16 protein-coding genes and 1 pseudogene are annotated in these 15,899 nt (G+C 25.6%); 5 read left to right on the top strand and 12 right to left on the bottom strand.

Annotated features, from left to right (window positions below):
- Positions 1-58: 58 nt before the first annotated feature.
- A complete protein-coding gene (gene melB / locus BN7997_RS06200) occupies positions 59-1,423 on the bottom strand; it encodes a melibiose:sodium transporter MelB (RefSeq protein WP_071119979.1) in 1,365 nt (454 codons plus the stop codon).
- Between the two features lie 476 nt (positions 1,424-1,899).
- Between melB and BN7997_RS06195 the strand changes: the two genes are divergently transcribed.
- Positions 1,900-2,664, top strand: coding sequence for a hypothetical protein (locus BN7997_RS06195; protein WP_071119978.1), 765 nt, complete (start codon positions 1,900-1,902; stop codon positions 2,662-2,664).
- A 349-nt stretch (positions 2,665-3,013) separates the two neighbouring features.
- Positions 3,014-3,250 (top strand): annotated as a pseudogene (locus BN7997_RS15985) (IS982 family transposase); the annotation flags it as partial.
- Between the two features lie 162 nt (positions 3,251-3,412).
- Here BN7997_RS15985 and BN7997_RS06185 read toward each other — a convergent pair.
- The 4 genes from BN7997_RS06185 to BN7997_RS06170 all read right to left on the bottom strand — a co-directional run bounded on the left by BN7997_RS06185 (position 3,413) and on the right by BN7997_RS06170 (position 5,175).
- The gene (locus tag BN7997_RS06185; protein ID WP_071119976.1) at positions 3,413-3,790 is read right to left on the bottom strand and encodes a hypothetical protein; all 378 of its coding nucleotides are present in this window, start codon (positions 3,788-3,790) and stop codon (positions 3,413-3,415) included.
- A gap of 140 nt (positions 3,791-3,930) precedes the next feature.
- The gene (locus BN7997_RS06180; RefSeq protein WP_071119975.1) at positions 3,931-4,182 is read right to left on the bottom strand and encodes a hypothetical protein; all 252 of its coding nucleotides are present in this window, start codon (positions 4,180-4,182) and stop codon (positions 3,931-3,933) included.
- 304 nt (positions 4,183-4,486) lie between these two features.
- Positions 4,487-4,831: a glycoside hydrolase family 3 N-terminal domain-containing protein gene (locus BN7997_RS06175; protein WP_071119974.1), complete on the bottom strand. Its 345-nt coding sequence runs from the start codon at positions 4,829-4,831 to the stop codon at positions 4,487-4,489.
- A gap of 23 nt (positions 4,832-4,854) precedes the next feature.
- Positions 4,855-5,175, bottom strand: coding sequence for a hypothetical protein (locus BN7997_RS06170; RefSeq protein ID WP_071119973.1), 321 nt, complete (start codon positions 5,173-5,175; stop codon positions 4,855-4,857).
- 118 nt (positions 5,176-5,293) lie between these two features.
- Here BN7997_RS06170 and BN7997_RS06165 point away from each other — a divergent pair, with 118 nt between their 5' ends.
- Complete coding sequence (locus tag BN7997_RS06165; protein WP_071119972.1) at positions 5,294-5,476, top strand: hypothetical protein; 183 nt, start codon at positions 5,294-5,296, stop codon at positions 5,474-5,476.
- A 57-nt stretch (positions 5,477-5,533) separates the two neighbouring features.
- Here BN7997_RS06165 and BN7997_RS06160 read toward each other — a convergent pair whose 3' ends face one another.
- On the bottom strand, positions 5,534-7,912 hold the full coding sequence (locus BN7997_RS06160) for a cation-translocating P-type ATPase (protein WP_071119971.1): 2,379 nt from the start codon (positions 7,910-7,912) through the stop codon (positions 5,534-5,536).
- A 143-nt stretch (positions 7,913-8,055) separates the two neighbouring features.
- Complete coding sequence (locus BN7997_RS06155) at positions 8,056-8,667, bottom strand: methyltransferase (protein WP_071119970.1); 612 nt, start codon at positions 8,665-8,667, stop codon at positions 8,056-8,058.
- Between the two features lie 194 nt (positions 8,668-8,861).
- On the opposite strand from BN7997_RS06155, the gene BN7997_RS06150 reads away from it, so the two are divergent.
- On the top strand, positions 8,862-10,034 hold the full coding sequence (locus BN7997_RS06150; RefSeq protein ID WP_071119969.1) for a MalY/PatB family protein: 1,173 nt from the start codon (positions 8,862-8,864) through the stop codon (positions 10,032-10,034).
- A gap of 39 nt (positions 10,035-10,073) precedes the next feature.
- On the opposite strand, the gene BN7997_RS06145 is transcribed toward BN7997_RS06150, so the two are convergent.
- The 3 genes from BN7997_RS06145 to hcp all read right to left on the bottom strand — a co-directional run bounded on the left by BN7997_RS06145 (position 10,074) and on the right by hcp (position 14,144).
- Positions 10,074-10,583, bottom strand: coding sequence for a hypothetical protein (locus BN7997_RS06145; protein ID WP_071119968.1), 510 nt, complete (start codon positions 10,581-10,583; stop codon positions 10,074-10,076).
- An 857-nt stretch (positions 10,584-11,440) separates the two neighbouring features.
- Positions 11,441-12,049, bottom strand: a complete 609-nt coding sequence (locus tag BN7997_RS06135; protein ID WP_071119966.1) for a DUF6198 family protein — start codon at positions 12,047-12,049, stop codon at positions 11,441-11,443.
- A gap of 373 nt (positions 12,050-12,422) precedes the next feature.
- Positions 12,423-14,144 (bottom strand): hydroxylamine reductase, encoded by a 1,722-nt coding sequence (gene hcp, locus BN7997_RS06130; RefSeq protein WP_071119965.1) that lies wholly within the window; start codon positions 14,142-14,144, stop codon positions 12,423-12,425.
- Between the two features lie 335 nt (positions 14,145-14,479).
- On the opposite strand from hcp, the gene BN7997_RS15980 reads away from it, so the two are divergent.
- Complete coding sequence (locus BN7997_RS15980) at positions 14,480-14,746, top strand: RrF2 family transcriptional regulator (protein ID WP_330385891.1); 267 nt, start codon at positions 14,480-14,482, stop codon at positions 14,744-14,746.
- 30 nt (positions 14,747-14,776) lie between these two features.
- On the opposite strand, the gene BN7997_RS06120 is transcribed toward BN7997_RS15980, so the two are convergent.
- Together BN7997_RS06120 and BN7997_RS15395 are read right to left on the bottom strand one after the other, a co-directional pair.
- Positions 14,777-14,965 carry a ferredoxin gene (locus tag BN7997_RS06120; protein WP_071119964.1) on the bottom strand — a complete coding sequence of 63 codons (189 nt, stop codon included), beginning with the start codon at positions 14,963-14,965 and terminating at the stop codon, positions 14,777-14,779.
- A gap of 447 nt (positions 14,966-15,412) precedes the next feature.
- A partial coding sequence (locus BN7997_RS15395; RefSeq protein WP_143023228.1) for an IS982 family transposase occupies positions 15,413-15,899 on the bottom strand: 487 nt, incomplete at its 5' end.

Raw genomic sequence — 15,899 nt, 5'->3', positions numbered from 1 at the left:
AAACTAATTTATTCAATAGAAAAACTACTAAATTTTATTTGAGACAGCTTATTTTTATCTATATAGCATCATTAGCTTTTTTTCTTTTTTCTAATTCTACTAACATATCATCATGGAATTTACCATTTATTTTGTACTTAGATTTGTATATAGTATACATTACTATTGCACAAACTATAGGTATCCATATCATTATTACTCTCATTCCAAGTATAGTTGTTGCACTTTGAACTTCTCCTGCTACATATCCTACTAAAGATAAACCAACACCTACTAGCCATCCAGCTACTGCAGATGCACCTTTAACTAATAACGTTTGCACTGAGAATACTATACTTTCATTTCTAGAACCTAATTTAAATTCTCCATAATCAACAACATCTGCAAGCATTATTGTTGTTGATCCTAATAAAAATCCACTTCCTAACTTTAATGCTATTCCTGCTATTGCTATAAATAGTATATTTTGTGGTGCAAATATTCCAGCTACAAATAATAACATAAATCCAGCAATTGGAAGTAAACTTCCCATTTTAAATACGTTTTCTCTACCCATCTTTTTAGTTAACATAGGTAATAATACAAGACCTGCTATTTCTGATATACCTGCAAATGCCATGTACACTGAGAATAAACTTTCTTTTCCAACAACGTATGTAAAGTAATATATAGCCATACCTCCAGATATCTGCATAACTAAGTTCATACCTAAAACTATTCCTATAAATACTACTAATTGATCATTTTTTCTTATTATATCTATAGTTTGTTTAAACGTTACTTTTTCAGCATTTTTAGGTGTTTCAACTCTTTCTTTAACATTTAAACAAGTTATTATTGAAGTTATTACAAAGACTACAGCTATAACTACAGCAAATACTGAGTATCCTTTAGTTGCATCGCCATTACCAAGTTTTGAAACTATTAAAAGACCAAATGTTCCTATTATAAGCCAAGCAGTACTTGCAAATATTCTTGGTATTACCGATACCTGTTCTCTTTCTTCTTTGCTACTAGTTAATGCTGGTATCATTGACCAATACGGTATATCCATTATTGTATATGTCATCCCCCATAATATATAAGCTATTGAGAAGTAAGCATATAGTGGTAATCCTTCTAAATCAGGTTTTCTAAATAAGAATACTAAAACAACTGCATTTATTACTGTTCCTATAAATATCCAAGGTCTAAATTTCCCAAATTTACTTCTAGTATTATCAACTATCATACCCATAGCTGGGTCATTTACTGCATCCCAAAGTCTTGCAACTAAAAATAAAGTTCCTACGAATGCTGGATTTAATTTGATAACATCTGTAAAATAAACCATTAAATATGTTGCTACTATTGCGTATACTAAATCTTTCCCTAAAGCACCTATTCCATAAGAGTACTTCTCTCTAAACGTTAATTTATTCATATATCTCCTCCGCTTTTTTATTTTCTTCCCTTCTACAAGTTAATTATAGCACCACGAGAAACGTTTGCCAACTTTTTTTGTAAATTTTTTCTATTTTTTTACTGAATTTTTTAGTTGTTTTTTATTTTTATACTTATTTTATAATTTTAACTCGTTGTGCTAGTTAAATATCATTGCTGAAAATACCAAATTCTAGCAAGGCATATTTTTATAATTAAAAAGCTTTATACAGTAATTTAATATACTTAGTAAAATAACTAGAACGATAGATTAATTTTAAGCTTTGTTTATTTTTTATTTGATTTTTAAACATATATAATTTGGGTATAAGTATTTTGTAAGAATTTTAAATATGATATATTGTTTTTAATTTAAATCATATAATTCACTTTGATAATATTATTTATAGACTTTTTAGTTTATTAATTTAATCTTATATAACTTGTTAATTAGCTTTTTAACTTAGGAGGTTTTACATGAAATTTAATTATAATTTAGAAATTGATAATATATTAAACAAAATATATAAAAGAAAGATATTTGATTTAGCTTGTGAAAATAACATTTCAAATATAGATTCAAAAAATATAGAATCATATAAATATCAATTTAAATCTTTTGAAGTATATCTAGGAAGTGAAATAGAAGAATTTATAAAAGATTCATTGCCTAAAGAGAAAGAAGGATACTTTTTTAGATGTGATGTATCAAAACATAAAAACAATTATTATCCAAAGATTTATGATAATTTAGGTAATAAACTTGCATCTGGAAGTGATTCTAAATTTGCTACTATTCTTTGGGAGGCGCATATAAATAATCTAATCATAAAAGATGTTTATGAATCTTTTAATAAAGAAAAGTTCCACGAGTTTATTGATAATAATTTAGAAAATATTTATGAAGATATAAATAAAAATATAATTGATTTTTACAATACTAATAAATTGACTATAGCATTTTCTAATAAATCTGAATTAGTTTCAGTTATTAAAGATATGATTTTAAAAAATGAATTAGATATTTCTTTTGCTCAAGACTTTGTTGATTTAGATAAAGTCAGAGAAGAGATGATAATGTACTCTACTCCACTTGATATGTATAACGAATACGATAAATTAGAAGATGAATTAAGCTATTGCTTAGATAAATTCTTCAAATATAATAATGATGAGTTATTTAATGTATTAGTAAATGATAAAGATTTTAAATTTGTTGAAAATATTGGTCTTGTTAGATAATAATTTAAATAAACAAAAATGGGAAAGTTGATAATAAAAACTTTCCCATTTATTATTAAATAATATATAATTATTCTAATTTACTCTTAGCACTTCTTAATTCATTTCTTTTTATATTACATTATTGTAAATAATACAATACAAACCAAATAGTGTTACTTATTTTTCATAAGGTATCCATATATAGTAGTTATATTATATATTTTTAGATTTAAAAATTTTAATTTAGGTAAAATTATAAATATATTATTTTAACTCGTTGTGCTAGTTAATTTTTTCAATAATAAAACTCCAACAAATATAGCAACCTAAGATTATTAATACTAATTTAAAGGAGGTTTACTATATGATGTTGGAGCTTAATAATTATTATATCCAGGAGTTAGAAAATTTAACAGATTTTTTTACAAATATTTTTGCAATTATAGATGATATATACTATGAAATTATACCTATTGGTATAAGGAATAGACGTAATATTAAGGATAGCAAACTTTCAGATAGTGAGATAATCACTATTAGTATAGTTGGAGAACTTTTAACTATTGACTCAGAGAAATCATTTTTTNATTATAAAAGAAGCAACTGGATTTGAAAGCTTACTTACATTTGCTTAGTGATTCATAAGTAATTTGTCTGATTTAAATTGACAATTCAGGAATAAAAAAGTAGGAGATGATGGATGCTCCTACTTTCAAGTTCGCATTATATTAATATTGTTCACCTGAACTTATTTACAAGCTCCTAATTAATCTTCACTATTTTCAATTAATTTGAGTAGCTGTGTTATTTTCTCATTCAAAATATCTAAATATTTTATTCTATACTCATATTGCTTATATGCCAGTGATGATATCTGAGTAGCATTAAATATTACAGACGAATTATCTAATTCTTCAAATTTTTCTAACTTTAAATCAATATTATTTTCTTTTACATAATGTCTTATTTTTTCAGTATACATTTCAATTTCAGAAAAATGTTTTCTATGAATTTTCTTGAACGGCAATTTTATAATATATCCTATTACCCCTGCATCAGTATAGCCATCCATATCCATTGCTCTCTTGCATTTTTTTATGTGAACTAACAGTTTTTCACAGTCTTCCTTTATTTTCTCCTCCATAATTACCCCCTCATTTTCGTTTAATTCTTATTATATAACAATTGCGAAGTTAATTATATTGTACCATTTTCAACATTGATTTAAAACATAGCCTAATTTAATAATTTTTAATTACTTAAATTATTAAATTAAAGATAAAATTATACAATTAATATCAGACATTCCATAATCAAAAAGTATGCCACATATCCTAATAATACTAAAATTTTTTTATTTTCAAATACTAACCTTTCTACGTATTTGGATGATTTATTAAATAGATCCTTTAATATATTTATAAAAATTATTAGGTGTAAAAATATCTCTATTACTATGTTGTGGTTAGAAACTTTTAATAAACTAATTAATAGTATTAGGTTTATTAATAAGCCTAATATTTTATATTTTTTCATCTAAATTTCTATCCCCTTCGTAACAGCTCCTTTTTCCATAGCTGATACAGCACCTGAATACGGTATTGCAAGTGTTACTCCCACTAATGCCAATGCTATGCTCTTTTTTGCTCTTTTTTCAAACTCATAATTATATCTCCCCTTAATATAAATTTACATTTTCTACTGCTTAACTTTAATTTACAATTATGCCAACTCAATTTCAATATAGTATGTAAAACTGGGGGGTATATGAGCATAACTGGTCAATTTTTAATAGAAAATATAAATTTAAGTACAAATTTATTGTCGTCGAAATCAATCTTTATCTCTCCATTATATTTTTAGAATTAATGTCTTTTATATTATTTATAAGTTGTAGTAATTGATTAGAGTCATTTATATTATCTTTAAACAATATAATTCCTCCGACCTTTTTATCTACTATTAACTCTTTAGTTTTATCATTTATAGTATATCCATCAATTCCAACAGTTATTATCTGTCCTATTTTTTCATCTAGTGTCATATTTTCTATTTCTTTTTGTATTACATCTATATTATTATTTTGTTTATTTAAATTAATACTTTCTATTGTATTTTTATTATTACATCCATTTAATGATAAAGTCATGGTTAATAAACATATACCTAGTACAATTTTCTTCATAGTATCCCCTTAAGATAGTCTATTTATATACTTAATACTTCTAACCCTAATATATCTATTGCCTCTTCTTCAGTTGTTATAGTAAGCTTTGCATCATCTACCATGCTTTCTCCTACATATTTTTTCTCTACAAAGTTTGCTCCATTTTTTATTTTTATAAAATAAGGCCTTTTTATATTGTTCTTAGTAACTATACTATATGATAATATATCTTTTTCTTTATCATATTTCCAAACTTGAAGAGATTTTGATATATCATAGTGTGTTTCAAACTCTGATATTATATATACCTTTTCTACTTCTCCATTTATTAATTTTATCATTTCATCTTTACATTTCCCCATAATATCCCTCCTGTATATTATTTATTATAGCAGACCTGACTTTTCAATAAATTACATTTATAATTTTGTATCTATTTGGTCAAAATATTTTCAAATACATTATGAAAAGGTGACTACCATGGATAAAAAACAAAAATGTGAATCTAACAATCAATGGGCTGGTGCTAATATATCTTTAACTAGCCAAACAAATGTAAAAGAAAAAGATGAAAATAACAATCAATGGACTTCTACATTAAAGAAATCTAGAGAAATGTATGCTACTAATTGCCATCCAGAAAAGCATAATAATAAAAATTAAATATTTTATAAAAGAGCGTCTTAAAATATTTATTAAGACGCTCTTTTTATTGTAATACTATATTTGATTTTCATGTTCCCTATTTAATATTTTTATTTTATCCACAATGCTGGATATAATTTTTATAGTTATAGGAGTTATTATCATAAACACTGCTAATATAATAGTTTGTACAAAATTAAGTTTATATATCATAAACCTATCTCCAAATAATATTACTATTGAGAAAAATAATACTGTCATAAATGTAAATAGTATTTTCCTTTGATTGTTAAATGGAATACTTACTCTATACAAAATAACTAAACCTGTAAATCCAGTTAATATAGCAGATATACTTGATACTTGACTATGAGGTATATTTATTTTGTATGATATAAATGCAACACATAATATATTTATTACTATAGTTAACGCACCTGATAGTGATCTTTTTATTATATTTCTTAAAAATCCCTTTTTTATTTTATTGTTATTAGATTCAAGTGCAAAGAAAAATGAAGGTATTCCAATAGTCAATGCACTTATAAGGGTTAATTGTATTGGAACAAATGGATAAGGCTTCATTATAATAAGAAATAAAATAGAAAGTAAAAATGAATATATTGTCTTAACTAAAAATAATGATGCACTTTTTTCTATATTATTAATGACCCTACGTCCTTCCTTTACAACATTAGGCATAGATTTAAAATTTGAGTCTGTAAGGACAAGTTGAGCTGTTCTACGAGCTGCATCACTACCTGATGCCATTGCTATGCTACAATCACTATCTTTAAGAGCTAAAACATCATTTACTCCATCACCTGTCATAGCTACTGTATGGCCTTTATCTTTAAGTGATTTTATAATTTCTCTTTTTTGTTCTGGCTTTACCCTTCCAAATATAGTGTACTTATCTACTGCTCTATTTATATCTTCTTTAGTGTTAAGTGTTGATGCATCTATATATTTATCTGCATTTTTAATACCTGCTGTTTTTGATATTTTTGATACTGTAACAGGATTATCTCCAGATATTACTTTTATTTCAACTCCTTGATTTTCAAAGAATTCAAATGTCTTTTCTACATTATCACGTATTTTATCTTCTATTATAATAAGTGCTATTTTTTCTATATCCTTATCTAATTTGTCATTGGTTAAATCCTTATTATACTTAGATAATAAAAGTACTCTGTATCCTTTTGATGAATATTTTTCTACTTTATCTTTTATACTTATATATTCTTCATTTAGCACAAATTCAGGGGCACCTATTATAAAGCTTCCTTCTTCTTTAAAAGAAATACCACTCCATTTTCTTTCAGATGAAAAAGGTACTTTATTTTTATATTCCCAATTTGGATTTTCTTTAAAATATCTTCTCAATGAATTAAAAGTTGAATTTTCATCATCTAGTGTATGAGTTATTGCTCCCACTATCTTATTTATATTTTCATTATTATATTTTTCATCTAATACTATAACTTCTCGTACATCCATTTTTCCCTCTGTTATTGTTCCAGTTTTATCAAGGCATATCATGTCAACACGAGCTAGAGTCTCTATACAATGAAGTTCTTGAACTAATACTTTTCTTTTTCCTAGCCTTATAACAGATACCGCTAAAGATATACTTGTAAGTAAATAAAGTCCCTCTGGAATCATACCTATAACTGCAGCAACTGTACTTACTATAGATTTTTTTAGTCCATAATCTAATAAATACATTTGTTTTAAAAACAGTATTAATCCTATTGGAACTATAACTATTGCTATATATTTAATTATTTTATCAAGAGATTTCATAATCTCAGAGTTTACTTTTTTTCTCTTTTTTACTTCCTTAGTTATTCTAGATGCATAGCTATTTTCCCCTACCTTATCTGCTTTTGCATAACAAGTCCCTGATACTATAAAACTTCCAGATAACAATGTATCTCCTTCTACTTTTAATATTTCATCGACTTCTCCAGTTAATAAAGATTCATTTACTTCTACATTTCCCTGTAAAACTATAGAGTCTACACTTATTTCATCTCCACTTGAAAACTTTATAATATCATCTAATACTATATCTTTAGTATTTATTTCAACTTCCTTAGATTCTCTTATTACCTTTGCCTTAGAGGCTGATACTAAAGATAATTTATCTATAGTTTTTTTAGCTCTTATTTCTTGTATTATTCCTATGACAGTATTTGATATTACTATTCCCATAAATAATGCATTTTCATAGGATTTTACAAGTATTATAAGTATTGCAAGTACAAGATTTAATAAGTTAAAAAAGGTAAATACATTGTCTATCACTATCTCTTTAATTGTTTTTGAAACACCATCTACAGCTTTATTGTAATTTCCTTCTTTTGTACGATTATCTACTTCTTCTTTTGATAATCCTTGAAGGATATCTTGATTTTGTATATTATTTATATTTTCATTAAGCTTCATATATACCCCTTCTAACCTTTTATTATAATATTTAGTATTTACATTTTTTAATAAATAATTATATAAAAGTGCATTTTCAAAATAAATAAGGAGTATATAACGCTTATTATATACTCCTTATTTATTTTCTAATTCATAATTATTTAATAATAACTTAACTCATAAACCAGAAATCGTTCCTGATTATCTCTTTTATATAAATCATCTAATCTAACTTCTTCAATTTGCATAAATGGTGTACAATTTTCTAAGTAATATATATAATCATCTGATGGATAGTAAAGTATTATATCTATCTTTCTCGGATTATTTTCAAATGATATTAATATATTTTCTACAACTTTCATAAATATATGAACAGAAAATGGATTAAAGAAATAAAATTTATTATTCTTATCACTTATTTCATATTCTTGGGCTAAAGTACATAAAAAATTAATTTTTTCTTCTTCTCTTTTATTATTTTTCAAATACTCTTTTTTATTTTCCATACATTGATTGTAAAAATTTTCATCCATTTCTATTCCTAAAACATTGCAGTTATAATTGTAATTTAAATAGAAATTAAGTCGTCCTTTTCCACATCCAAAATCAATTACAGAGTCTTTTTCATTTATATAGTAACTTTCAAATAATTTATCTAATGCAAAATACGGAGTTGGTTCATATGGATGATAACATTTCTTAGTTTCATCCCAACTTTGATCTCCTGTGGTTTTTATATTAAGCAACTCATCATAGTATTTTTCTTTCATATTCTTCCTTCCTATTTAATTTTATTATGTATATCCTATTTAAGCTTATTACAATATTATTTTTTGTCAACTCATGAATAAAATATTGTAATAATATTTTATAATTTACTTATTTTGTATTGAAATTTAGACATCCTATAGCTACGATTATATTAACTGCTGATTGTAAAAGAAAGCTTAAGGGGGAAATAAATATGAATTTTAATTTTGATAAAATTATAGATAGAACTAACAATTTTTCAGCTAAATGGTCTGAAATGAATAAAAATTTTGGTACTAATGATTTACTTCCTATGTGGGTAGCTGATATGGATTTTTTAACAGCACCTTGTGTAATGGAAGCTTTAAAAGATAGACTTGAACAAGGGATATTTGGATATACAACTAGACCATCTTCTTATAATGAGTCTATAGTAAATTGGCTTGACAATAGATTTAGTTGGAAAATAAATCAAGAATGGTTAATGTTTAGCCCTGCAGTTATAACTAGCATTAGTTTATTAATACAAAATTTAACTCAAAAAAATGATAAAATAATGATTCAAGAACCAGTTTATAGTCCATTTCATAATATCGTTGAGTCTAATGAAAGAAGTTTAGTTATAAGCCCTTTAGTAAAATTAGATGACGGAAGCTATGTTATGGATTATGAAGATATAGAATCTAAAATAAAAGATGTTAAAATCTTTATACTTTGTAATCCTCACAATCCAGTTGGTAGAGTTTGGACTCGTGAAGAACTAACTAGATTAGGAGAAATATGTTTAAAACATAATGTATTAGTTATATCTGATGAAATACATAGTGATATAATATTAAAAAATCATAAGCATACTCCATTTGCGTCTATTTCTAAGGAGTTTAGCGAAAATACTATAACTTGTATGGCTCCAACTAAAACTTTTAATTTAGCTGGGCTTCAAAGTTCATTTTTAGTAATTTCTAATCCTTATTATTATGAAGTTATGGATAAGGCTTTTTCAATATTAGATATAAAAAGAAATAACGCATTTAGTTTAGTAGCAACAGAAGCTGCTTATAACTACGGTGAAGATTGGTTATATGAGTTGATTAAATACATAGAAGATAATGTTGATTTTGCTATTGATTATATAAAAAATCATATGCCTCAATTGAAAGTAAAAAAACCTGAAGGAACTTATTTGTTATGGGTTGACTTTAGCAACCTTAATGTAGATAAAGAAGATTTAAAAAATGCTTTAATAAATAAAGGTAGAATTGCCTTAAACGATGGATCTTCTTTTGGGATAGGAGGAGATGGCTATTATAGAATAAATTTAGCTTGTCCTAGATCTATGGTCTTAGAAGGCCTTAAAAGAATTGAATTTGCTATAAAATCCCTATAAATAAAAAGGTGAACTATTTTAAATAGTTCACCTTTTTGTTTAACATCCGCATCCTTTGTTTGAGTTACACCCACATTGATTATGGTGATTGCATCCACATTCATCATAACAATCATAGTCTTCGTCTTCATCTTCATCATATCCAAAATCATCTAAGTTACATCCAACATCATCTTTATAGCAATCTCTGTAGCATTTAGCTGCTTCTTGTAAACAACATTGTGCTTCCTCCATTAAATCCTGAGCTGAGTTTGCAGACTCCTCATAGCATTCCCAAAGTTCATTAGCTTTTTTACATTCCTCTATAGCTTGTCGTTTTAAAGCTTCAGCTCTTTTTTCTGCTTCTTGTGCCTCTTGAGCTATTTTATTTGCCCTATTCATAGCACACTCTGCTTGTTGACATTTTTGGTTAGCCATTTCTTTGAACTTATTACATTCTGATATGCAACTATTGAATTGAGAACTAAATATTAAATTTTTATTGTTACATTCATTTTGATTACAAGAGTTATTAAATTTGTTATTTTTTTTAATATTTTTCTGTCTCATTAAATAACCACCTTTTAAATTGAATATTTTAGAGGATTTCACTGGTTCCTATTAACATATTATTCATTCATTCAAAAACTGTGATATAGTTACTATGTATTTGTTATTTTTATTAGTATTTATAAAAATTCGCTTCGCTTGAGCGACGTGTCGGCGAAACATTTCATTTCGCCAACGATATATCCTTGCTCCTGCTACGGATACATCCGTTGCTTGAGCCACTGCGTGGGCGAAGCATTTCAAAATGTCATTTTTGCATTTACAAAGTTTTTCATATTTTAATTTGCTTCTATATAAAAAATAATTTAAATTCTATAAAAGGTATTTTATTGTTATTAGTAATATATAATAAATTAAAGTAATTAACTTTAATTAAAGAGGTGAGTATTGATTGCTAAATAAAATAAATAATTTTATCTTAAAAAAACCAGTGCTATTTGGTGGATTACTTTTTCTTTTATTATCATTTTTATTTAATATAATAGAAATTTTAATTTTTAAATCTGCTCATATAAACGATATAATTCATATATTTCCTACTATATTTGTGTATGAGCCTATAATAAATATTTTGGGAGGATTTAAACTAAACCAAATCTATTATATTCCACTTGCATGTATAATAGATTTTTTAATAGGATTAGCCTTAAGCTTTGTTTTAAGTAAGTTTAAATATACAAAAAATCATTTTTTAATAAGCCTTATAATTACTTTTTTAATTTATTGGTTTTTTATAACCATTCAGTGGTTACCTATAATATAAAACATTGTATATTATTATTAGTTCATTAAATTAAAGAATAATATAAAAACAAGGAGCTATCTCAAAGTTTTATCTTTTAAATAGCTCCTTATTTTTATATTTTCACTAATTTACTTTTATTAAAATTATATATAAAATCTATAGTTCTTCCACTTATATTAACTGCTATAAGAGACCAAAATATATCATATACTGATAAATAGGTTAGTGATAACATTAATACGGCTACATCACCTATCATATAAACATTACCTATATTTAAAGATGTAATTTTAGAAATTACCATAGCTAGAGCATCATCTCCACCTGCTGCAGCTCCATTTCTAACAATTATTCCTACTCCAACTCCTACAAATAATCCTGAAAGTATGGTAACTATGAACTTACTATTTAACACGGGTATTAATGGTCCTATAGATTCAAAGACTTCATAAAATGTTGAAAAACTAAAAGTCGCTATTATTGAATATATTAAGAATTGTTTTCCAAAAAATTTATATGCCATTATAAGCAAGGCTGTGTCTATTATTAGATTTGCTACTGAAAGTTCTATATTGAATAAGTTTTTTAAGAGTAATAAAAGTCCTAATACTCCACCCTCTGTTATATTATTTTGATAATTTAAGTTATAAATTCCAAATGATAATATTAATGATCCTAGTAATATTAGTATTATGTGTTTTGCGTGCGTCCGCTTCTCCACAAATATCCCATCCTTTTCTTTTTGATTTACTAATATTATATACACTTGAATTTAATTTGTATAGTGCATTTTCACAAACTAAATATTATAAAATATTTTTTATTTTTTTTCAATCTATTTCTGTGTATTTTTATGTATTTTTATTTTTATATCTTTAAACCCAGTATTTCCAATAGTTTCACTTGTGTACAATTTTTATAAAGTTTAGATTAAAATTTTTTAAGTTTAGTATATATAATTCTTTGTTTATATAAATTTTTGTTTTATTTAGTTTTACTAAACTAAGGACAAGTTAAATACTATCACTTTTTAATATATTTTAATAAATAAAGGAGCTAATCTTTATTTTAAGATAGCTCCCTTATTTTAATATCTATTGTAAGAACATTTTTAAATCATCTTCAACATTAGTTATTCCACCTATTCCAAAGTTTTCAACTAAAACTTTAGCTACATTTGGAGATAAGAATGCTGGTAATGTTGGTCCTAAGTGTATGTTTTTAACACCTAAGTATAATAGTGATAATAACACTATTACAGCTTTTTGCTCGTACCAAGCTATGTTAAATGCTATTGGTAATTCATTTATATCTTCAAGTTCAAATACTTCTTTTAATTTAAGTGCTATAAGTGCTAATGAGTATGAGTCATTACATTGACCTGCATCTAATACTCTTGGTATTCCATTTATATCACCTAATTCTAATTTATTGTACTTGTATTTAGCACATCCTGCAGTAAGTATTACAGTATCTTTTGGTAGGGCTTTTGCAAAATCAGTATAGTAGTTTCTTGATTTAGCTCTTCCGTCACATCCTGCCATTACGAAGAATTTCTTTATTGCTCCAGTTTTTACAGCATCTACTACTTGATCTGCAAGTGCAAATACTTGATTATGTGCAAATCCACCTACTATTTCTCCAGTTTCTATTTCAGTTGGAGGAGCACATTTTTTAGCTTGTTCTATTATTTCTGAGAAGTCTTTATTATCTTCACTTACACCTTTTATATGCTTAACACCTGCAAATCCAGCTGCTCCTGTAGTATATATTCTATCTTTGTAGCTATCTTTTGGTGGCACTATACAGTTTGTAGTCATTAATATTGGACCATTGAAGCTTTCAAATTCTTCTTTTTGCTTCCACCAAGCATTTCCATAGTTACCTGCAAAGTGAGAATACTTTTTAAATGCTGGGTAATAATGAGCTGGTAACATTTCTGAGTGAGTATATACGTCAACTCCTGTTCCTTCTGTTTGTTTTAATAATAATTCTAAGTCTTTTAAATCATGTCCTGATACAAGGATACCTGGGTTATTTCTAACACCTATATTTACTTTTGTTATTTCTGGATGTCCATAAGTTCCTGTATTTGCACTATCAAGTAGAGCCATACCATCTACCCCAACTTTACCAGTTTCTAAAGTTAATGCTATTAATTCATCTATACTTAAATTATCATCTAAAGTTTTTGCTAAAGTAGCTTGCATAAATGCATTTATATCTTCACTATCATATCCTAATGCATTAGCATGCTTCATATATGCAGACATACCTTTTAATCCATATATTATTAATTCTCTTAAACTTCTTATATCTTCATCTTTAGTTGCAAGTACTCCAACTTTAGTAGATTTTTCATCTAATATTTTATCTATATTTGATTCTTCTTTTCCACTTCCAAGTATAGCATCTTTTATTTTGCTTAATAAGTTTACTTTAACATCCATTTCTTCATTTGATACTGCATTCCATAATGCTGCTTCTGATAAGTTTTCTTTGTTAGCTAATTTAGCTAATAAATCTTCTTTAGTCGCTAAAGTTTCTTTAACTCTTTGATAAAATACTTCATCATCAAAGTTTGCATTTGTTATTGTAGTAAATAAGTTTATAGTTATTAAGTGGTTAACATCTTTACTTACTTCTTTTCCTTCTTCTCTAAGTCTTGTTGTTACTTCAGATAATCCTTTTGTTGTATATATTAATAAATCTTGCATTCTTGCTAGATCTGGTGATTTTCCACATACTCCAAATTTTGTACAGCCTGTACATCCTGCTGTTTCTTGACATTGAAAACAAAACATTTTATTTTCCATATTTTTTTCCTCCAATATTTTAATGTTCATTTCATATACACATTATATATAGAAAGATAAAATAAATCCGTAACGTATGTTACACTTTTAAAAATATTTAATTTTATATTAAATATTTTTAAAATTTGTATTAAAACTAATATTTTTTTGATATATGCTTAATCTTATATTTTATAATATATAATAAATTTTTATTAAGGAGTAACTATGTATTTATAGAAATTTACAGACTACAGCTTTAGAATACTTATATATTTAGGAAATCACCCAAATGAAATTTTTACTGTAGATGAACTTTCCTCTATTTTAGGTTTGTCTACTAATCATATAAAAAAATCATATATAAATTAGCTAAAAATAATTATATCTATTCTTCTAAAGGAAGAAATGGAGGGGTTAAGTTGATTATGAATCCTAAAGATATTAATTTAGAAGCTCTACTTGAAATTACTGAGGATAATTTAAATATTGTAGAATATTTTTCTTCTGATATTATTTCATGTAATCTTAATGGTGAGTGTAAATTAAAACCAGCTTTAAATGATGCATTGAATTCCTTTAAACTTAAACTTAGTGAGTATACATTAGCTGATATAATTTAAAAATCCCCTGATTTCACAGGGGATTTTCTATTAGTCTATGTCTATTGCATCTACTGGACAACCGTCTCTAGCTTCTTTTGCACTTTCTTGTACATCTTCAGGTATTTCTGAGTCTATAGCTTTAGCTAATCCATCATCATCCATGCTAAATACTTCTGGACATATTGAAGGGCATGCCCCACATCCTATACAAGTATCTTTATCTACGTTTGCTTTCATAGTTATGTCTCCTCTCTATGTATTATATTAACAAGTTACTAGATTTACATTTTATCTAAATACTCTTGTCAAGTTTATTTTGTCCATATAATCAATTTGTATAATAACATATTTAGGAAATTTTTATTTTTTATAATATATAAACTGTAACTATCTTTACCATTTTGTAATTCTAAGTTGGAATTATATAAATTAAATAAACATAACTTATAATAAGAAATATTGCTAGAATTAATTTCAATTAACATATTTATGTGAATTGAAATATAAGAGATATTGTTTAAGGCATAATTAAAATGAATTTTTCATTTTAATTGTTTTGATATTATATATCTTATATAATTTAAGTGTAACTTAATCTGTTGTGCTAGTTAAAATTATTTTCCAAATAAAGTAAATTGATTTTTTCAAAAAACAATATCCAATAAAGATTAGTATTTGTAAATATTAACCAAATACTAATCTTTTTATCTTAGCCATAGAATCATCATTTCTCATCAATTTATTTATTAGAAATGAAATATTATGAGCCAGAACTTTTATTGAGGTTCTAGTCATAAATCCTAGCATTGATTTACTTTTAACCTTATTTAAATTTAATTGTTCTGTTAATTGAGAAAAACTAGTTTCTATCCTTCTTCTAACTTTAAATAATAGTTGTCTTACTTCTTTTGGATAGTTATCTCTACTATTTTCTCTTTTTAAGAATAGTAAATTTATATCTCTTTCACCTTTTAATTCAGGCGTTAGCCTTTTGTTAATGTATCCTTTATCTCCGATTATAGAGATAGATCTATATTTATCGCATAAATCCCATACCGCATTTCTATCATCTATGTTTGCTGGAGTTATAACATAATCAGTTAAAAATCCATCTACAGTAGTAAGTGCATGAAATTTAAATCCGAAATAAGTTTCTTTTTTAGAAGCGCAT

This window comes from Romboutsia timonensis (assembly GCF_900106845.1).
Classification (GTDB): domain Bacteria; phylum Bacillota; class Clostridia; order Peptostreptococcales; family Peptostreptococcaceae; genus Romboutsia; species Romboutsia timonensis.
Note: the sequence above shows the minus strand (reverse complement) of the source record. Positions and strands in the feature narration are given on the sequence as shown.